The organism is Micromonospora sp. WMMD1102 (assembly GCF_029626265.1).
Lineage (GTDB): Bacteria > Actinomycetota > Actinomycetes > Mycobacteriales > Micromonosporaceae > Plantactinospora.
In genome coordinates, this window is the sequence record NZ_JARUBN010000001.1 from 8,612,632 (window position 1) to 8,632,232 (window position 19,601).

The 19,601-nt window shown below is 69.4% G+C and carries 15 protein-coding genes; 11 read left to right on the top strand and 4 right to left on the bottom strand.

Annotated elements, in window-relative coordinates; all coding sequences use genetic code 11:
• Positions 1–83 precede the first annotated feature (83 nt).
• Positions 84–3,563, top strand: a complete 3,480-nt coding sequence (locus O7626_RS39220) for an AAA family ATPase (protein WP_278065957.1) — start codon at positions 84–86, stop codon at positions 3,561–3,563.
• A 4-nt stretch (positions 3,564–3,567) separates the two neighbouring features.
• Here the strand turns inward: O7626_RS39220 and O7626_RS39225 are convergent, their stop codons facing one another.
• Positions 3,568–3,864: an NIPSNAP family protein gene (locus tag O7626_RS39225; RefSeq protein ID WP_278065958.1), complete on the bottom strand. Its 297-nt coding sequence runs from the start codon at positions 3,862–3,864 to the stop codon at positions 3,568–3,570.
• A 403-nt stretch (positions 3,865–4,267) separates the two neighbouring features.
• Here O7626_RS39225 and O7626_RS39230 point away from each other — a divergent pair, with 403 nt between their 5' ends.
• The 3 genes from O7626_RS39230 to O7626_RS39240 are packed head-to-tail and all read left to right on the top strand — an operon-like array spanning position 4,268 to position 5,996.
• The gene (locus O7626_RS39230; RefSeq protein WP_278065959.1) at positions 4,268–4,696 is read left to right on the top strand and encodes a hypothetical protein; all 429 of its coding nucleotides are present in this window, start codon (positions 4,268–4,270) and stop codon (positions 4,694–4,696) included.
• 11 nt (positions 4,697–4,707) lie between these two features.
• On the top strand, positions 4,708–5,232 hold the full coding sequence (locus O7626_RS39235; protein ID WP_278065960.1) for a hypothetical protein: 525 nt from the start codon (positions 4,708–4,710) through the stop codon (positions 5,230–5,232).
• A 47-nt stretch (positions 5,233–5,279) separates the two neighbouring features.
• A complete protein-coding gene (locus tag O7626_RS39240) occupies positions 5,280–5,996 on the top strand; it encodes a hypothetical protein (protein ID WP_278065961.1) in 717 nt (238 codons plus the stop codon).
• 273 nt (positions 5,997–6,269) lie between these two features.
• Here O7626_RS39240 and O7626_RS39245 read toward each other — a convergent pair whose 3' ends face one another.
• Positions 6,270–6,497, bottom strand: coding sequence for a DUF397 domain-containing protein (locus tag O7626_RS39245; RefSeq protein ID WP_278065962.1), 228 nt, complete (start codon positions 6,495–6,497; stop codon positions 6,270–6,272).
• A gap of 19 nt (positions 6,498–6,516) precedes the next feature.
• Positions 6,517–7,371 carry a helix-turn-helix transcriptional regulator gene (locus O7626_RS39250; protein WP_278065963.1) on the bottom strand — a complete coding sequence of 285 codons (855 nt, stop codon included), beginning with the start codon at positions 7,369–7,371 and terminating at the stop codon, positions 6,517–6,519.
• A gap of 174 nt (positions 7,372–7,545) precedes the next feature.
• Here O7626_RS39250 and O7626_RS39255 point away from each other — a divergent pair, with 174 nt between their 5' ends.
• From O7626_RS39255 to O7626_RS39285, 7 genes are all read left to right on the top strand, one after another.
• Positions 7,546–8,175, top strand: a complete 630-nt coding sequence (locus tag O7626_RS39255; RefSeq protein ID WP_278065964.1) for a hypothetical protein — start codon at positions 7,546–7,548, stop codon at positions 8,173–8,175.
• The gene (locus tag O7626_RS39260; RefSeq protein ID WP_278065965.1) at positions 8,172–8,435 is read left to right on the top strand and encodes a hypothetical protein; all 264 of its coding nucleotides are present in this window, start codon (positions 8,172–8,174) and stop codon (positions 8,433–8,435) included. The genes O7626_RS39255 and O7626_RS39260 overlap by 4 nt, the downstream gene beginning before the upstream one ends.
• Before the next feature lie 2 nt (positions 8,436–8,437).
• Positions 8,438–12,247, top strand: a complete 3,810-nt coding sequence (locus tag O7626_RS39265) for a hypothetical protein (protein ID WP_278065966.1) — start codon at positions 8,438–8,440, stop codon at positions 12,245–12,247.
• Entirely contained in the window at positions 12,244–15,282 is a 3,039-nt protein-coding gene (pglZ, locus tag O7626_RS39270) for a BREX-2 system phosphatase PglZ (protein ID WP_278065967.1), read from the top strand. Before O7626_RS39265 ends, pglZ begins: the two co-directional genes overlap by 4 nt.
• A complete protein-coding gene (brxD, locus tag O7626_RS39275) occupies positions 15,279–16,604 on the top strand; it encodes a BREX system ATP-binding protein BrxD (protein WP_278065968.1) in 1,326 nt (441 codons plus the stop codon). The genes pglZ and brxD overlap by 4 nt, the downstream gene beginning before the upstream one ends.
• Entirely contained in the window at positions 16,601–18,766 is a 2,166-nt protein-coding gene (locus tag O7626_RS39280) for a DEAD/DEAH box helicase (protein ID WP_278065969.1), read from the top strand. The genes brxD and O7626_RS39280 overlap by 4 nt, the downstream gene beginning before the upstream one ends.
• 71 nt (positions 18,767–18,837) lie before the next feature.
• A complete protein-coding gene (locus O7626_RS39285) occupies positions 18,838–19,050 on the top strand; it encodes a DNA-binding protein (RefSeq protein WP_278065970.1) in 213 nt (70 codons plus the stop codon).
• Positions 19,051–19,100: 50 nt separating this feature from the next.
• On the opposite strand, the gene O7626_RS39290 is transcribed toward O7626_RS39285, so the two are convergent.
• Positions 19,101–19,409, bottom strand: a complete 309-nt coding sequence (locus O7626_RS39290) for a DUF5808 domain-containing protein (RefSeq protein WP_278065971.1) — start codon at positions 19,407–19,409, stop codon at positions 19,101–19,103.
• Positions 19,410–19,601 lie beyond the last annotated feature (192 nt).

Genomic DNA, 19,601 nt, shown 5'->3' on the forward strand with positions numbered 1-19,601 from the left:
ACTGTAGACGCGGGCTGACGACGGGGAGGCGGGTCTTGGGGCAGCGGCGTGCGTCGAAGGCTCTGCAACTGTCTCTCCTGGTCGTGGCTGTGCTCCTCGAACTCGCGACAAACGTCCTCGCCAACGACGACAGCTCCTGGTTCGTTGGCCTGATGAAGACGGTCGCGGGGCCGGCGCTGATCATTTTGCTGGCCGGGCTGCTCGTGGGAAACGCGGTCGTGTACTGGTGGGAGAACCCACGCAGTAGACGGCTGACCTGGAACGCGGACCGTTCGCCGTACCCGGGCCTTGCGGCCTTCCAGGAGGAGGACGCGGCCGTCTTCTTCGGCCGAGGGGCGCAGGTCTCGGATCTCGTAACTCGGCTACACGCCCTTGGCGCCGAAGGCTCCTCCCGGTTCGTTTGCGTCACCGGTGCCTCGGGTAGCGGGAAGTCCTCCCTGGTACATGCCGGAGTAGTGCCGCGTCTGCGGCGCCATCGGTGGCACGTCTTGCCGGCAGTCGCTCCGGCCGGGGAGCCGCTGACCCGGATGGCGTCGATGGCAGCAGACCTGTCCGGTGGTGACCGCGTGGCACTGCTGCGGGAGCTGCGTTCCCGGCCAGACAGTCTCACGCAGGTTCTGGCCAGGTGGCGGGCCGGTAGCGGCAACCGATACGGGCGGGTGCTGCTGGTCATCGATCAGATCGAGGAACTGTTCACCCTGTCTGGACCAACCGAGCGGGAACTGTTCCTCGACCGGATCGCGTCCGCACTGGCCGCGGACCGGCGGCTGTGGGTGCTGGCCACCCTGCGGGTCGAGTTTCTGGCGGATGTCCTCGCCGGTGCACACGCGTCGCTGTTCGCCGCGCCAGTGGCGTTGGGCACCGTCCGCCCCGCCGACCTGGTGGCAGTCATCGAGCAGCCGGCCCGGCTCGCGGGGATGAGCTTCGAGCCCGGACTGGTCGACGAGATCGTCGAAGACACCGGCACGGCGGACGCGCTGCCGCTGCTGGCGTACCTGTTGCAGGAGTTGTATCTGGCAACCGGTCCGGATCGGGTGGCGACCCGGCGGGTGTACCAGGAGTTGGGTGGGGTCGCCGGTGCCCTGGCGCGGCAGGCGGACACGGTCCTCGCCGAGCTGCGCAACTACCACGAACCGGAGACGATCCTGGCCACCCTGCTGCGCCTGGTGGCGATGGAGGGTCCGGAGCCGACCCGGCGGAGGGTGCCGACCACCGAGTTGGCCGCCGACGAGCGACGGATAGTGCAGGTGTTCACCGATGCACGGCTGTTGACCACCGATGTCTCCGACGGCGTACCGATCGTGCAGGTTGCCCACGAGGCGCTGTTCCGGCAGTGGCCGCCGTTGCGGCAGCAGGTCGCCGCACGGGCGGAGGCGTTGAAGCGACGGACAGAACTGGACCGCTGGGCGGGCGACTGGCTGCGGTCCGGGCGCAGCCCGGACTATCTGCTCACCGGCGCTCGGCTTGAGCTGGCAGGGCAGTGGCTGGAGGCGATGACCTCAGCCGGCCAGGACTCGCCGAGCGCCCGCGCGCTGGTGGAGGCGTCGCAGGCCCGGGACACCGCGTTCCTGCGCCGGGTGTCGGAGTCGGTCGGCAGGTACGCGATGACCAACATCGACCGATATCCGGAGCTGGCGATCCTGCTCACCTCGGCGGCGCTCGTCGAATGCCCGCCCACGCCGATCGCTCGGCACGCGCTGATGGCGGCTCTGGCGTTCAGCCATGGTGAGGCCGTGCTCGCCGGCCACACCGACGCGGTACGCGGGGTCGCCTGGTCACCCGACGGGCGGCACCTGGCGAGCGCCTCACGAGATGGCACGGCGCGGATCTGGCACACCGACGGCGAAACGGTGCTGCGGGTGCTGCGCGGGCATACCGGAATGGTCGAGGCCATCGCCTGGTCACCGGATGCGACGACGGTCGCGACGGCGTCTCGGGATGCCACGGTCAGGGTCTGGAACGCGGAAACCGGGGCCACGATCCAGGTGTTGGAGTGCGGCGACTCCGCGCGAGGGGTGGCATGGTCGCCGGACGGCACACTGCTTGCCGGCACAAGCCGTGATCAGGCTGTGCGACTCTGGGACACCGCCACCTGGCAGCTCCGGAACACCCTCACCGAACATAGCGGTGATGTCTGGGGTGTCCACTGGGCGCCCGACTCCACCCGCCTCGCTACTGCCTCGCACGACCGCACCGTAATCGTGTGGGACGTGGCCACTGGTCGCCCGACTGTCACGTTGCGCGGGCACCAGGACTTCGTCGAAGCGGTGGCGTGGTCGCCGGACGGGCAGTCGATCGCGACCGGCTCGGGAGATCACACCATCCGGTTCTGGAATCCACGCACAGGTGACCAGCAGACGTCTCTCGGTGGTTACCGCGATCCCATCTGGTCGATCGCGTGGACACCTGATGGGGAACGGATCGTGTCCGCCAGCGGCGACGGTACGGCCCAGGTGTGGGACGTACACCGGTCGCGAGAAGTCGCGGGGCTGCGCGGGCACTCGCAGACCCTCTGGTGTGTGGCGGTTTCTCCGGACGGCCATCGCGTCATCACCGGCTCCGGAGACAACACCGCTCGGCTCTGGTCCTTGCACCCACCAGGGGCGGAGCGGGCGAGCCTGGCTGACCATCGGGATCGTGTCACCGCGGTCGCCGTGTCGAGTGCCGGCGTGGTGGTGACCGGTTCGTCTGACGCCAGCGTTCGCCGATGGCGTCCTTTCGCGTCCAGCCGTTCAACCGTCGCGGTCGGCGCGCCCGTCATCGCGCTGGCGCTGCCCCGAGCTGCCGACCCTGCGGCCGTCGCGTTGCAGGACGGCTCAGTGCGCCTCATCCACTCCGACGGGGAAGACGTGCTGCTCGCCGACGGCTTGGAGTACGAGTCGATCGCCTGGTCACCGGACGGGACGAGGCTTGCCGCCGGTGGCAAGGACAACACCATCCATCTCTTCGACGCACGTACGCGAGCGGCTGCCGGCACACTTCGGGGCCACACTGACTGGGTCGGAGCGTTGGCCTTCTCGCCCAGCGGACGCTATCTGGCGTCAGGCTCCGATGACCGAGTCGTACGTGTGTGGGACATGGAGAACCCGAGCAACGTGATCGTCTTGGCCGGGCACCAAAACTATGTCGACGGGGTGTGCTGGGCTCCCGACGAACGATCCCTCGCCAGTTGCTCGGCCGACTGGACCACTCGCGTCTGGGATCTGCCCGCAGGCACCTGCGCCCAGGTGCTCACCGGACACGAACGCCGGGTGCGGGCTGTCGCATGGTCCCCCGATGGCCGCTGGCTGGCCTCCGGGTCCGACGACCGCACCGTCCGCCTCTGGTCGCACGATCACGAGTTCCGGTCTGAGATTATCGGCGTACACCGCGACGCCGTCACCAGCATCGCCTGGATGCCGGACGGTGAGCAGGTGGTCACCGGGTCAGTGGACGCAACCGCTCGTGTCTGGGCCATCGAGGTCGATCCGCAGGAACTTGCGGCTGCCGCGCGTTCCCGGGTGTTCCGGGGATTGACGGCCGACGAGCGGCGTGCGCATCTGCTGCCCGTTCAGCACGAGTAGGGATCTACAGCACTGTCTCCACCTGGCGGACCTGCTCATCGAGTAGGAACTGCGACGGATCGAGGTTCACCGCTTCTCGCTGCGGAGACGCCCAGTAGCGGGCGTTGGCCTCCTCGAACGAGTCGTCCCCGTCGTAGGAGATCACCCAGATGTGCTCGCTGCGCTCCCGGTCCACCCAGGAGCCGGAGATCTCGAAGCCGAACTGCTGGCGCAGCGGAACCACCAACGTGCGCCACTTGGCCACCCACTCGTCCAGCCGCTCCGGCCGCACTGTGTAGGTGCGGATCTGACTGAGTCTCACTGGACACGCTCCCGACACGAGTACCTTCCGGACCTGCCTCGCCGTGCGGGGATAACCAGCACCGCAGCCTAACGTCGAACCTTACGCTGCAATGTCGACTTCGCTACGCCAAGCGGTACCACCAGCACTACCGGGTGCGCTACTGGCGGTAACTTCAGTGACCCTCCGTGACGAATGGCCTGGGTGCGTCTATCGATTGGCTTTCTCTCATGCCGAGAAGAGTGCGTTCGTTTCCAGAAGAAGAGTACATATACGGGCGAAACTTCTGAATCCGCCTAACCCGACCGAGGACCCCACACCCTAGGATCCCGAATTGATCAACCGCTCTCTCAACCAGGCGACTCTTCGACGGAAGTTGCACAGCATCTAGTAGGATGGCGCGACTGGTCACTTGGGGGTAACCGTGGCAGTGAAGCGAGCGCGGCAGGTCAAGGCATTCGTAATGCACGGTCGTACGCTGCGCAGCCTCCTTAACTACGATGGCTTCTTTCGGTGGTTGGCCAACCTCCCGTATGCCGATACCGAGGCGGCAGTAGCTCAAGATCAGGTTATCGCCGTAACTGCGGCCACGATCGAAGACGACCTTATCCATTTCCGTTTCGTGAGTGGAAATCCGAGGGAAATTCCCCTTCTGTTTGATCGCCAGACCGGTGCAACGATGGAAGCAAGGACGCCCGACAATACTTGGCTCGCCGAGGCGACGCGCGTCTCGGTTATGCGCAGGATCGCCTCATATTCATTGAAAACCGCCGTCGCGGTGTCAGTGCCACGAGTCTTGAGCGCTACTTCTTCCGAATTAGCGCTAATCGCGGGTACGGTCCGGTTGACCTAGATCTAGACCCATTGCCGGCACTCTCCCTAGAGCGCGAGATCCTGGACCTGAGTCGGATCAAAGAGGCATCGATTGTAGTTAACCGTCCAAATGTCGATTGGAACGATGCGAGTGATGTTCTTTCCGAGCTTGCAGGTGATTCGAAGGGCAAGGATGCTGCGGTTGTTATTCATGCTCCCCGAGGGGAATCCCTGAGCAAAGAAGAGGGTATCATTAGCGTTATTATCGGGAATATCCGGCGACGGCTTCCTAACGTGCGCGACATGCGTGTGGTGGGTCGCCGTGAGGGCGAAACGACCGACCACACAGTCTCGCTTCAACGGCATCAGTTGCGCGTGAAAGCGCAGGTCGACGATGGAGCTCCCGCAGAGGAACAAGATGAGAGCGTCTGGGTAGCAGTGAGGCGCCTTGCCGCAGAAGCCCGCTTGATCGTCCGGGGCGAGGCTCCAGCTCCTGAGCCCGACATATCGCTTCTTCCAGTGAGCGAGCCGCGAACGCTTCAGGACGCGGGCGACAACGACAGTCCCGGCAGCTAGAGGGCCCGTAGGTCAAAGTTGTCATACCCCAGCCATATGCTCTTGCTATGAGCGGCACCTCGGAGGCCCCAGGCGGCACCATGAAGGAAAGCCGTGCGATGCCAAGACAACGAACCTTCAGATTTACGCGGCGTTATCTACTTCCGAGGCTTTGGGAAACCATCCTCCATAAGAATGCTGCCTTGAGTGTGCTGTTCTCCGGAGCTCTGACTTTTTTAGCGTTCCGTTTTGCTTGGGTTCCTGCCTTGCAAAAGGTGGCAGTCAAGGACCTTGTCGCAGGGATGCTGGCCTTCTCCGCCTTGGGTTTCGGCGCCGCCACAGCTGCTACTGTGCTTGCGTTAGGTATTCCCCGCGGTCAGCTTTATTACACCATGATCACCAACGGCCCTGGTGCGCCACGTGCTCGAATCACCAAGACTGACACCGGCTGGCAAGCAGAGGCTGTCGACCCGGACGAGGAGCCGCTTCTTGAATCGAAACTTTATGGTCAAAGGTTCCGATCGTTTTACGGCGATCTAATCTTCACCTTCGTGTGGACGCTAGGCGCTCAGCTTGGCCTCGGAGTGGTTAGTCTTTTATACTTCGCGATAGCGGGTGACCTAAATATGGTTGATTGCTCGAACTGCCGCCGATCGAGTCTTGGTCTTTTCATAATGGCATCCGCAACCATCTATGCCATTCTTCAGATGGGGTCTCTCCTTCGTGCGATGGCCGACTACGCCCTAAATCAAGAAATTTACGATAGGCGCGAGATCGGTCTTTAGCTGTTGCGGCGCGGCAAATAATCCCGTAGAGGCGGCCAGAAGCAGGTGTTCGGCTCGGCTCTACTCGGCAGTGCACACGAATCTCGTTGGATCTTTCGTTCAGTGCTTTCGGAACACTTGTGACGGGCTCTCATGCCGCTGACGGCGCGGCGATACCAACGGGGTGGATGCTCCTCGCAGCCGGCCCGCTGTAGTCCGGCTTCTGCGCAAGAGCGGACGTCACCCTCCGAACGAGCCAACTTGGAGGTGGCGATGCCGGCGGCATTTCTCGGCTCAGGCCCTGCCGTTCAGCGCGCTTGTGAGTCCGGGGTCTCGCTGTAGACCGCTGGTGAAGCTGGTCCAGGCGTGCGGGGTGAACCGAAGCACTGGCCCCGTCGGATCCTTCGAATCCCGTACCCCGACCGCCGCTGCTAGTCCGGTGACCTCGACGCAGTTCGAGTCGTTGGCACCACTGCGGCTGCTCTTGCGCCAGGCGGCCTGACTCAGGTCGGGGGCGGTCATGGTCGTCTCCTCGTACGGATCACCCGGGGTAGCTGTCTGCCACCCGAGCCAAGAACTCGCCCGACTGATCGGGGTCGAGTGCCTTCGCGCGCAGATGGTCGAACGTGAGTCTATAGCGCGCGACCTGCGCCTCCTTCTCCATGAGCAGGGTGCTCGTGTCATTGCCGATGTAGACGACCGTCGGGTCAAGCACCGGGTCGTCGTAGTCCAGGATGGTGAACGCACCGCCCATGGCAGCGTGGGCTCCGGCGTCGAACGGCAGTATCTGCAACACGATCGACGGGTTGGCACACGCCTCGATCAAGCGTCCCACCTGGGCCCGCATCACCTCGGTGCCTCCCACGATCCGGCGGAGTGCAGCTTCGTCCAGCACGATCCAGAGCTTTGGCGGAACGTCGCGGGAGAGCAACGCCTTCCGCGCCAGGCGGGCGGCGACGATGCGGTCGACCTCTTCTGGGTCGGCCGAGACTCGACCGGCGTGGATGATCGCTCGGACGTACTCCTCGGTCTGTAGCAGGCCCGGCACGTAGCTGCTCTCGTAGGAGCTGATCGAGGAAGCTTCCGCCTCGAAGCCCACGTAGGCGTCCGGCAGCACGTCGCCGTACGCGTTCCACCAGCCCTTCTGCCTGGCCTGTCGAACCAGGGTCGTCAGCTTCTCCTGGTCTTCCTCCGAGGCTTTGTAGAGCGTCAGCAGGTCTCGGACATCATTTTGGGTGACCCGTGAGTGGCCAAGCTCGATGCGGATGACCTTGGTGCGATGCCAGCCCAGGTCGTTTGCTACCTCCTCCGCGATCAGGCCGGCTTGGTCGCGGAGCCGCCGCAACTCGCGCCTCAGCCGGCGAGCTCTGATGGTCGGACTGGGGATCTGCGCCACTACCTCGCCCTTCTGTGAGTTCCGTCGATTCTTGCCTCATCACCATGCAGCGTCAATCATCCGGTTCAAGCTCCTCCATCAGATCTCACATGTGACGTTGCATAACTAAGCCGGTTCGTCCATGCTCTCTGTAGCGCGCCGTTCACCCATGACGATCAACGCCTGGAGGTACGCGTGACTCAGAACAACTCGCCGCACTGGGAGCAGCCGCGCCGCGATCGGACCCCTCCCGAGGACCCCCACCCCGACCCAGCCGCCCACAGTGCAAAGCCCGACCAGTACGCCGATCTCTTCGCCGTCCTCGACCGGGCCGACGTCTCCGAGGCCGTCCGCGCCGCGCTCGCCCACGCCCTCAACCCACCCACCCCGCCCGACCTACCAACCGACCCCGACGCCCACCGCCAACTCCACGCCGCCCGCGAGACCAGCCCCAACCTGCGACTCCGCTCCCTCGGCCGCACCCCCGAGCCCCGCCGCCGCTACACCCTGCACGTCACCTTCCCGGCCCACGACCTGCTCGCCGCCCGCAGCAAAGCCGCCGCCTACACCGAGGCGCTCCTCCTGCTCCGCCCCGAGCTGACCGCACACCCGGCCCTGCTGTCCCGCGCCGACCAGTGGAACCACAACGAGCCGGTCACCTGTGGCCGACCCGGACCCGACGGCGAGGTCTGCGTCCGGGGCGCCGACCATCCCGGCTGCCACTGGGACAGCGTCCTCGGCGGCTCCTGCTGGAGCATCGAAAACTGGAGCACCGAAAAGCCGACCGGTTCGGCCAGCTACTGCGACCGGACGGAGGATCGGTGAGTCGGCCGACCCGGGGCGGGCCGCTGCCGCCGTACCCCCGGGTCTGTCCCTGCCGGCACTGCGGCCTGGCCGTGCTGCGCGACAACGACGACAACTGGATCCACGCCAGCCTCTCCTACGCCTGCCGGGACCGCTGGGGCCGCGCCTACGGCACCACCGCCGAACCGACCTCGCCGGCCCTGGTCCGGACCGCCGCGACCGGGCGTCCCGGACCGGACTCCGGGTCACTGGCCTGGGGTGACGGTTCCGCTACGGTGTAGCCATGCCGGAGCAGACCCCCTTACCGCTGCTGCGCGACGTCATCGTCATCCCGGAGTCCCCGTCCGCGAGTGACCTGGTGCTCCGGCTCGCCGACGGCATCACCGACGCCGAGGCGACTTTCAAGGAGTACGTCATCCCGCCCCGCCTGGTCGACAACTTCGACCAGGCGCTCCGGCTGATCCAGAACGCGCTCACCACCGGAGTTTCCCGGGCCGCCTATCTGCACGGCTCGTTCGGCTCCGGCAAGTCGCACTTCATGGCAGCGTTGCACGCCCTGCTGCGCGGTGAGCACGCCGCCCGCCGCCGGGAGGAGTTCGCCCCGCTGCTGGCCCGGCACGACGGCTGGCTCGACGGCCGGCGCTTCCTGCTGGTGCCCTTCCACATGATGGGGGCGAAGTCGCTTGAGCAGCGGGTCCTCGGCGGCTATGTCGAGTATGTCCGCAAGCTGCACCCGGAGGCCCGGATCCCGGCGGTGCACCGCACCGACGCGCTGCTCGACCAGAGCCAGCACCTGCGCGCCCAGATCGGCGACGAGGCGTTCATCGCCGGCCTGCCCGGCGGCGAGGAGGACGACTGGGGCGACTCCGACGGCTGGACCAGCGAAAAGCTGGACGCCGCCTTCGCCGCCGCCCCGCTGCACGACCCGAAAACTGCCACCCCCCAGGACGAGCTGCGCCGCGACCTGGTCAACGACCTGCTCAGCACCTGGCAGCAAGGGTTCTTCCGGAACGCCCTCGAAGACAAGGAAGGCTTCGTCTCCCTCGACCGGGGGCTCACCGAGATCGCCGCGCACGCCAAGGAGCTGGGCTACGACGGCCTGGTCCTCTTCCTCGACGAGCTGATCCTCTGGCTCGCCAACAGCATCGGCGACCAGCGCTTCGTCGCCCGCGAGATCCAGAAGATCACCAACTTCGTGGAGGGCTCCGAGGCCAGCCGCCCGATCCCCATCGTCACCTTCATCGCCCGGCAGCGTGACCTGCGGGAACTCGTCGGCGAAGACGTCACCGGCGCGCACGACCTGGCCTTCCACGACACCCTCAACCTGGCCAGCGGCCGGTTCGACGTGATCAACCTGGAGGACCGGAACCTGCCGGCGATCACCCGGGCCCGGGTGCTCAAACGGGTCGGCGAGGACGAGCAGAAGCACGCCCCCGCCGAAGCGGCGATAAACGAGGCGTTCCAGCGGATCACCCGGGTCCGCTCCGACGTCTGGGACGTGCTGCTCGGTACCGACACCGGCAGCGGCGCCGACCTCGACTCCTTCCGGCTCACCTACCCGTTCAGCCCCGCCTTCCTCTCCACCCTGGTCTACGTCTCCAGCGCCCTGCAACGCTCCCGCACCGGCCTCAAACTGATGCGGCAGATGCTCGTCGACCGCCGCGACGAGCTGCGGCTCGGCCAGCTCGTCCCGCTCGGCGACCTCTACGACGTACTCAGCCGGGGCGGCGACCAGCCGTTCACCGAACGGCTCAAGGTCGAGTTCGAGACCGCGCAGAAGCTCTACCAGACCCGGCTGCGGCCACACCTGATGGACGAGCACCGCGTCACCGACGACGACCTCGAACGCGCCCGGCGCGGCGAGCAGCTCGACCGGGCCCTCGCCGGCCGGGTCCGTGCCTTCACCGGCGACGACCGGATCGTCAAGACCCTGCTGCTCGCCGCCCTCGCCCCCTCGGTGCCAGCCCTGCACAACCTCACCCCGCGCAAGCTCTCCGCACTCAACCACGGCAGCATCACCAGCCCGATCCCCGGCGGCGAGGTCGGACTGATCGGCCGCAAAATCGAACAACTGGCCGCCCGGTTCGGCGAGATCAAGATGCTGGACGGCGACGGGGTACGCCTCGAACTCGTCGGCGTCGACGTCGGCAGCGTGCTCAACAACGCCCGGCACCTCGACTCCGACGGCGGCCGGCAGAACATGGTCAAACGGCTGCTCTGGGAAGAACTCGGCATCACCGCCACCGACGGCTACTTCGACCAGGCGCACCTGGTCTGGCGGGGCAGCAAGCGCAGCGTCGAGGTCGTCTACGGCAACATCCGCGACCCCGACGAGCTGCGCGAGGACGCCTTCCACCCGTTCACCCCGAACACCTGGCGTCTGATCGTCGACTATCCGTTCGACGAGGGCACGCACAGCCCGGCCGAGGACCGCAACCGGGTGCTCGGGTTCAGCTTCACCGCGCGTACCGTCTGCTGGATCCCGGCCACCCTCACCACCAGCAGGCAGAACGACCTCGGCCGGCTCGTGCTGCTCGACGCCCTGCTCAGCGGATCGCAGGCGGCGCAGCGGTTCGAGACCGCCGCCCGGCACCTCAGCGAAGACGACCGGCGCCGGGCCCACGCCACCCTCACCAACCAGCGCGACGCACTGCTTGTCGCGATGAAAGGTGTGCTGCGCCAGGCGTACGGGGTGGCGAACAAGCAGGCCGCGGACGTGCTCACCACCTATGCCGACCACCTGCTCAGCCTCAGCGACCCGCGCGAGTTGACCCTGCCGGTCGGCGCGAAACTGAGTGCGGTGCTGCCCTGGCTCGCCGACCAGATGCTCTCCGCGCAGTATCCGGCCCACCCCGACTTCGACCCCGACCGACGGGGCGAACCGCTGCGGATCACCGACCTCAAGACCACCCTCGAATACGTCCGCCGGGCCGTCGAGTCCGGCGAGGACCGCACCGAGGTCGACAAGAAGGACCGGGCCGTCGTACGCCGCATCGTCAACCCGCTCGGGCTCGGCGTCATGCACGAGGCGGCGTACGTGCTCGGCCGGGACTGGGTCGAGCACTTCCAGCGCCGGGCCAACCAGGAGGGGATCACTGGGGACCTGCGCGTCGCCGACCTGCAACGGTGGCTCGACGAACCGCAGCCGCGCGGCCTCGAACCGGCGGTCGCCCAGCTCGTGCTGGCCGCCTTCGCCGAGCAGACCGACCGGACCTGGGTGCGGCACGGCGCGATCCTGACCCCGCAACCCGAACTCACCGCGATAAGCGGCGAGCTGGCCCTGCGTACCCCGGAACGGCCGGACGACGACGACTGGACCGAGGCCCGGCTGCGGTCCATGCACCTGTTCGGCTTCATGGGACCCACCCTGGCCCGGGGCCGGCTCGTCGCGATGTTCGTCCAGGACCTGTCCCGGCAGGCCCGGCAGCACCGGGAAGCCGCCCACCGCCTGGTCGACGAGCTGGAACGGCACGCCGACCGGCTCGGCCTCGACCCGGCCGCCACCGCCGGCCGGCTGCACACCGCCTACGCCGCCCGGGACCTGCTTGACGGCCTGGACAGCCGGCACCGCGACATCGACATCATCAAACAGCTCGCCCAGACCGACCTGGGCGGCCCGGCCCAGCGCGCCGGCCGGAGCATCCGCAGCGCCGAGGACGTCGTCCAGGCCCTCCGGAACACCTCCTGGGACAGCTTCGACCTGCTCGACGAGCTGGCCGAACCGTGGTCCGCCGAGGCGGCCGACATCCTCTCCGCGCTGCGGCAGGCCGCCAACGACGACGAGCTGACCACTCCGCTGGCGCCGGCCCTGACCCGGGCCCGCAGCCGCAGCACCGACCTGCTCCGCCGGGTCACCCGCAGCCAGCCCCGACCGCAGCGCCCCGACGACACCACCGACCCGGCCCGCGAGCCGGAGCCCGGCACGTTGGCCGGCGTGCCGACCGGCCGACCGACGCTCGATCGCGGCCCGACCGAACAGGGCAGCGTGCTCGTCGACGGTGACGACCTCACCGACCTGGTCGAGACGCTGCGCAAGGTCGCCGGCCGCAACCCGGGCAGCCGGATAGAAGTCGTCTGGCGGGTACGCCGGTGACCGTCAGCGCATCGTCCCGCCGGGCGCTGCCGGTCAACCCGCACACCCTCGCCCAACGGATCAGACGCCGGCTGCGCAACACCCGCCCCGGCAACGGCCCCGCCCCGGTGCTGCTCGTCGACGCCGTGCCGGACTGGCCGTACGACGCGATCCTGACCGTCGACGACAAACTCCAGGTACGCGTCGTCGCCTGCCGCTCCACCCTGGCGATCTGGGAACAGCTCGCCGAACCACACGACCTGCCCACCGTGCTGCTGACCGACCTCGCCGAACAGGACCTCGGCCTCGGCATCCTCAGCCGGGTGCACCAGCAACGGATCCTCAGCATGGAACCGTGGACGCTGATCAAGGAGGCGTTCGGCGCCCGGCAGCTGGACCCCCGGCTGGCGGAACTTCCCTGGGCCGGGCGGGCCCTGCTGGAGGCCACCCCACCCGGCGGCTGGCCGCAGCTCCCCGGGATCGTCCTGCACCGCGACACCGCGCTGCGGCACCTGACCGTGGAACGCCTCCACCTCGGCCGGCTCGGCACCGCCGCCGAGGACATCGACCCGGCGACACTGCTGCGCTGGAGCGCCCTGCCGGTCGCACCGCAGGCCCTGACCGCGCTGCCCGAGGCGGAACGGGCCGGACTGCTCGGCTGGCTCGGCGACGAGTTCGGGCCGGCGCTGCGGATGCTCGCCGTACTCCACGACGTCGGGCACGTCACCGACACCCTGCCGCTCGGGCTGGTCTGCGGGGCACTCTGGGCCGCCGACGACCCGGACAGCCTGCGCGCCCAGGGCCGGGTCGAGCAGTACCTGGGCGGGATCCAGCTCGACCGGGACGGCGTCGCCGCTTTCGCCGCCGCCGCGCACGAAACCATGCTCGGCCTGCTCACCGACGCCGCCGGCCGCGACGGGCTCGACCCGCGTCAGCTCGGGCACGGCGGGCCCGACGCACGACAGCTCGGGCCCGGCGCGCTCGACCCGCGCCAGCTCGGCCACACCGTGCTCGACCGGGCCGAGGAACTGCTGCTCGGCTTCGCCGCGACCGGCGCCGCCCGGCACAGCGACATCCTCCGATCCAGCTTCACCCACCGGCTCGGCGAGGTCGCCGAGGCACTCGGCCGCACGGTCACCCGACGGCAGGTGCTGCCCGACGCGCTACCGGCCGCCGCCACCGCGGTCGCTCGGCTGGCCGCACACCGCCTCGCCGCGCACTACCCACACCGGGTCGAACGGGCCGAGATGGCACTGCGGCTGGCCCGCTGGCTGACCGAGCCCGCCGCACCGCCGGCCGGCGTCGCCGAGGGCATCGGCCGGCAGATCGAGCAGTGGTCCTGGGTCGACCTCGCCCTGGAACACGTCTGGACCGGCGAGGACGCCCACGCCGAACTGGCCGCCACCTACCGGCTGGTCCACGACCAGGTGCGGCAGCGCCGCCGGGAACTTGACCGGGCCTTCGCCGCCCACCTCGCCGACTGGACCGCCGCCGGAGCCGGGGGAGCGGGCGACCTGCTCACCGTCGAGACCGTGCTGTCCCGGGTCGTCGCGCCAGTCGTCCGGGAGGACAACCGGCCGGTACTCGTCGTCGTGGTCGACGGGATGACCGCCGCCATCGCCGCCGACCTCGCCGAGCAGCTCACCCGGCAGGGCTGGCTGGAGTACGACCCGCTGGCCGTCCGGCCCGGCCGGAAGACCGAACCCCGGCGCCGGGGCGTCGTCGCGGCCCTGCCGACGGTGACAACGGTGTCGCGTACCTCCCTGCTCAGTGGTGAGCTGCGGGCGGGCGGACAGTCCGAGGAGCGGGCCGGTTTCGAACGCAATCCGCTGTGGCAGGGGCGGCCAGCGAAGCTGTTCCACAAGGGAACCCTGCAGGGCGACGCGGGCGAGGTGCTCAGCGACAAACTGATCCAGGCACTCGGCGACCCGGGCACCGTCGTCGGCGTCGTCGTCAACACCGTCGACGACGCACTCCGGTACGGTCGGGAAAGTGCCGACGCCGGCTGGCGGATCGACAACCTCGGCGCGCTGCGCGCACTGCTCGACTACGCCCGCTACCAGGGCCGGGCCGTTGTCGTCAGCAGCGACCACGGGCACGTGCTGGACCGCGACACCAGCGCCTGGCATGGTGCTGACACCAGGTCGGGGTGTGATCCTGACACCAGGTCCGGGCGTGATCCTGACCCCAGCCCTCGGCCGGTCGCCGACCCGGCATCGGCCCGACACCGTGCCGATCCGGCCCCGGCCACCGACGGCGAGGTCGAACTGGTCGGATCCCGGGTCGTCGCCGACGGCAACCGGGTGGTCGCACTCTGGGACCCGCAACTGCGCTACCTGCCCCGCCAGGCCGGCTATCACGGCGGAGCCTCGCTGGCCGAGGTGACCGTGCCGCTGCTCGCCCTGCTGCCGCTCGGCGCGGCGGCCCCACCCGGCTGGCGCCTGCTCAGCCCACAGCGGCCGGCCTGGTGGACGGCGGCCACGGACGCGACCGGTCCGCTGTCGTCGGCGCCCCCGACCCAGCCAGCCGGGCGGGCAACGTCGGCACCTGGGCGGGCGACGTCCGCATCTGGGCGGGGCGCGCAACCGAGCCGGCGGGAGCGGTCCGGGGCGCGGCGACACACCCCGACGCCCGAGCAGGGCGGCACCCTCTTCGAACTGCCGGCCGTCGTCGAGTCGGCTGCCGAAGCGGCCCCGCCGGACGGGCCGGCAGCGCGGCCGGACGGGCCGGCTGCCCTGGTCGACGCACTGCTCGGATCGGAGATGTTCACGGCACAGCACTCGCTGACCCCCCGGAAGGTGCCGATCGGCAAGATCAGAGGAGCGCTCATCGCGCTGCTCGACGCCAACGGCGTGCTGCCGGCCGTACTCGTCGCCGAGCAGGCCGGCGAACAGCCCGTCCGGGCCACCGGATTCGTCACCACCCTCCAGCGGATCTTCAACGTGGACAACTTTCCCGTGCTCTCCCTGGTCGACGACGGGCGTACCGTCCGGCTCGACCTGGCCCTGCTGCGCGAGCAGTTCCAACTGCCCGGCTCCGCCGGGAGGCGGTCGTGAGCAGCACTACCGGGGTGAGCAGCGCCCGGCGCCGCCAGGTGCTGGACGCGTTGCGCCGCGGTGCCGTACCCGAAACCGGTCTGGACCTGCTCGCCGTCGGCCTGGACCGGTTCGCCGCCGCCGTCACCGAGGAGATCGACACCGTGCGCACCGGCGGCGCGGTCTTCAAAGCCATCCGCGGCGAGTACGGCTCCGGCAAGACCTTCTTCGCCCGCTGGCTCGCCGAACAGGCCAAGCGGGCCAACCTGGCCACCGCCGAGGTGCAGATCTCGGAGAACGAGACCCCGCTGCACCGGCTGGAGACCGTCTATCGGCGCCTCACCGAGCGGCTCAGCACCGCCACCTTCCCACCCAGCGCGCTGCGGCCCGTCGTCGACGCCTGGTTCTACGCCCTGGAGGACGACGTCCTCGGCGCCGGGACGGTGGACCCGGCCGACCAGCCGGCGGTGGACCGGGCCGTCGAGGAGCTGCTCGGCCAGCGGCTCGGCGTGGTGGGCCGGACCGCACCGACCTTCGCCAACGCGCTCCGGGGCTACCGGGCCGCCGTCGCCGCCGGTGACCCGGCCGGTGCGGACGCCGTACTCGCCTGGCTGGGCGGGCAGCCACACGTCTCGGCGGCGGCCCGCCGGCACGCCGGAATCCGGGGCGACCTCGACCACTTCGGCGCGCTGGGCTTCCTGCAGGGGCTGCTGGCGGTGCTCCGCGACTGCGGCTATCCGGGCCTGCTGCTGGTGCTGGACGAGGTGGAGACGCTGCAACGGGTCCGCTCCGACGCCCGGGACAAGGCACTCAACGCACTCCGGCAACTCGTCGACGAGGTGCACTCCGGCCGCTTCCCGGGGCTATATCTGGTGATCACCGGTACCCCGGCCTTCTACGACGGGCCGCAGGGCGTCGCCCGGCTGGCGCCGCTCGCCGGTCGACTCGCCACAGACTTCCCGGCCGACCCGCGCTTCGACAACCCTCGGGCCGTGCAGCTGCGGCTGCCCGGGTTCACCGTCGACGCGCTCGTCGAACTCGGCGCCCGGGTACGCGACCTCTTCGCCGCCGACAACCCCGCCCGGGACCGACTGCTCCGGCTCGCCGACGACGCATACCTGGCCGACCTGGCGACCGCGCTCGCCGGCCGGCTCGGTGGCAGGGTCGGGATCGCCCCCCGGCTGTTCCTGAAGAAGCTGGTGGCAGGGGTGCTGGACCCGATCGAGCTGCACCCGGACTTCGACCCGCGCCGCGACTACGCCCTGACGGTGGCCGACGCCGAGCTGACCGAGGTGGAACGGAACGCCACCCGGGCCGACGAGATCGCCCTGGATCTGCCGTGACCGCCGCGCCTGCCGACGGCCAGGCGGCCGAGCGGCTCCATCCGGTGCTGCTGCACCACATCGTCAACACGCTCGGCTGGCGGCAGCTCCGCGAGTTGCAGGAGGCTGCCGTCGAGCCGCTGCTCGCCGGGGACGACGCTGTCCTGCTCGCCGCCACCGCCAGTGGCAAGACCGAGGCGGCGGTCTTTCCCCTGCTGTCCCGGATGGCCAGCGAGCAGTGGGCCGGCCTCTCCGTGCTCTACATCTGCCCGCTGAAAGCGCTGCTGAACAACCTCGAACCAAGGCTGGCGAGCTACGGCTCGTGGCTCGGCCGCCGCGTCGCGGTGTGGCACGGCGACGTGACCGCCCCGACCCGGAAGGCGATCCTGCGCGACCGGCCCGATCTGCTGCTCACCACCCCGGAGTCCATCGAGGCGATGCTGGTCAGCGTCAACGTCGACCATGACCGGTTCTTCGCCGACCTGCGGGCGGTGGTCGTCGACGAGGTGCACGCCTTTGCCGGCGACGACCGGGGCTGGCACCTGCTCGCCGTACTCGAACGGCTCGGCCACGCGATCGGCCGGCCGCTGCAACGGATCGGGCTCTCCGCGACCGTCGGAAACCCGGCGCAGCTGCTCGACTGGTTGCAGGGGGCGGCGGCGGGCCGCCGGCCGGGCCGGGTCGTGGCGCCGCACCTCGACCCGCCCGCGCCCGGGTCGGCGGTGCCGGCCGCCACCACGCCCGGCACCGCGGTTCCGCCGGGAGAGATCGAGTTGGACTACGTCGGTTCGCTCACGAACGCCGCGACGGTGATCGCGGCCCTGCACAGCGGCGAGAAGCGGCTGGTCTTCTGCGAGTCTCGCCAGGACGTGGAACAGCTCGGGCAACTGCTCCGGGTGAAGGGTGTCAGCACGTTCCTCTCGCACGCCTCCCTCTCGCTCGACGAGCGGCGGCGGGCGGAACAGGCGTTCGCCGAGGCCCGGGACTGTGTCATCGTCTCCACCAGCACCCTGGAACTCGGCGTCGACGTCGGCGACCTGGACCGGGTCGTCCAGATCGGGGCGCCGCGATCCGTCGCCTCGTTGCTGCAACGGCTCGGCCGCACCGGGCGGCGACCCGGCACCACCCGCAACTGCCTCTTCCTGGCACCCGACCGGCCGAGCCTGCTCCGCGCCGCCGGCCTGCTGCTGCTCTGGGGGCGCGGCTGGGTGGAACCGGTGATCCCGCCGCCCGAGCCACGGCACATCGTCGCCCAGCAGATCCTGGCGCTCTGCCTGCAGGAGCGTCAGGTCGGCGGGCAGGTCTGGCCCGAGTGGTGGAACGGTCTCGAACCCTTCACCGGGAACGCCGCCGACGTGATCCTGCGGTACCTCGTGGACGAGGGCTACCTGCAGCGGGACGGCGACATGCTCTTCATCGGCCCGGAGGCGGAGCTGCGGTTCGGGCACCGCCACTTCACTGGGATGACGGCCGTCTTCACCGCGCCGCCCGAATTCACGGTGCTGGCCGGGCGTACCGAACTCGGCCGGATCGATCCGAGTCTGCTGACCGAACAGGTGCCGGGGCCACGCCGGCTTCTCCTCGGCGGCCGGAGCTGGCAGGTCAGCTACGTCGACTGGCACCGTCGCCGGTGTTTCGTCGAACCTGTCGACAGCGGTGGAAAGGCTCGCTGGACCAGCGCCGGCGTGGCCGGGCTCTCGTACGAGCTGAGCCGCGCGATGCGTGCGGTGGTGCTCGGAGCGGAACCACCGGTGGCGATCACCCGGCGGGCCACCGACCAGCTTGGGGAACTCCGGGAGCAGCACCTGCCGGCCGCGCATCCGGGCGGGACGGTGGTCACGCGGCTCGCCTCGGGTGACGTGCGCTGGTGGACCTGGGCCGGCTTCCGTGCCAACGCCACCCTGACCAGCACGCTGGCCGGCCTCACCGATCCGGTGCAGGACCAGACCGACCTCTACCTCCGGCTGCGCCGGGACCTGACCCCCGCGCAGTGGCGGAGCGGGATCGCGGACTCCGCCGACCGGCTCTGCCTGCCGGAGGTCGACGAGAAGGCGCTGACCGGGCTCAAGTTCAACAGCGCGCTACCTCAGCGGGTCGCGCTCGCCACCCTGGCCACCCGGCTGGCCGACCTGCCGGCCGCGCTCGAGGTACTACGCGAGCCCAGCCGATTCGTCGTCACCTGACGGCGGGGCGCCCCCTACCTGTGCGGTGGCCTGGCGGGCCTGCGGTCACCTGGTCGGGCTAACGTGACCATATGACCACCCGCGACGTGCCCGCCCAGATCGGTGACCTGCCGCCGATCGGTCGACCGGCCAACAGCGCCCTGCTCGACGCAGGCATCACGACGCTCGCGCAGGTGGCCACGCACAGCCGCCGGGATCTGCTGGCCCTGCACGGAGTCGGACCGAAGGCGATCCGCATCCTGGACGCCGCGCTCGCGGAGCAGGGCCTCGCCTTCGCCGGGTGACGGCAACGGCGGTGCGGCGAGATCTGCGGTGCGGCGAGATCGCTGTCAGATCACTGTCGGCGACGGTCGTCGGCCGTGTCGACCTCCTGACGCGCCTGCGTGGCCAGGGCGGTGACGACGGCGAAGTTGACGCTCCAGCCCATGCCGAAGGCGTGCGGCGCCAGCAGTCGCGAGTCGTCGGGGTTCCACATCGACCGCCGCAGCTTCTCCGCAGTGGGCGGGCGGAAGTCGTAGGGTACGCCGACGACGTCGCCGTGCCAGGTGCGTTGCTCCGGCGGCTTCTCCAGTTCCTTGGCGACCGCGGCGCCCACCAGTGCGCCCGCCGCCGCGGCGATCAGTTTGGTCGCGGTACGGCCCATGGCCCAAGGCTACGACCGCCAGGGCGCCCATGCCGACCGGCGAAGGCGCACACTCGGCGCCGTCGGGCTGTCCGACCGTGGCGGGTGGGGCCAACAGAATCGGTCACCTGGACACCAGAGGCGTTATCGATGCCGCATAACGCCTCTGGTGTCCAGGTGACGGTCTATACCGTGCTCCACGTGCGGTGGCAG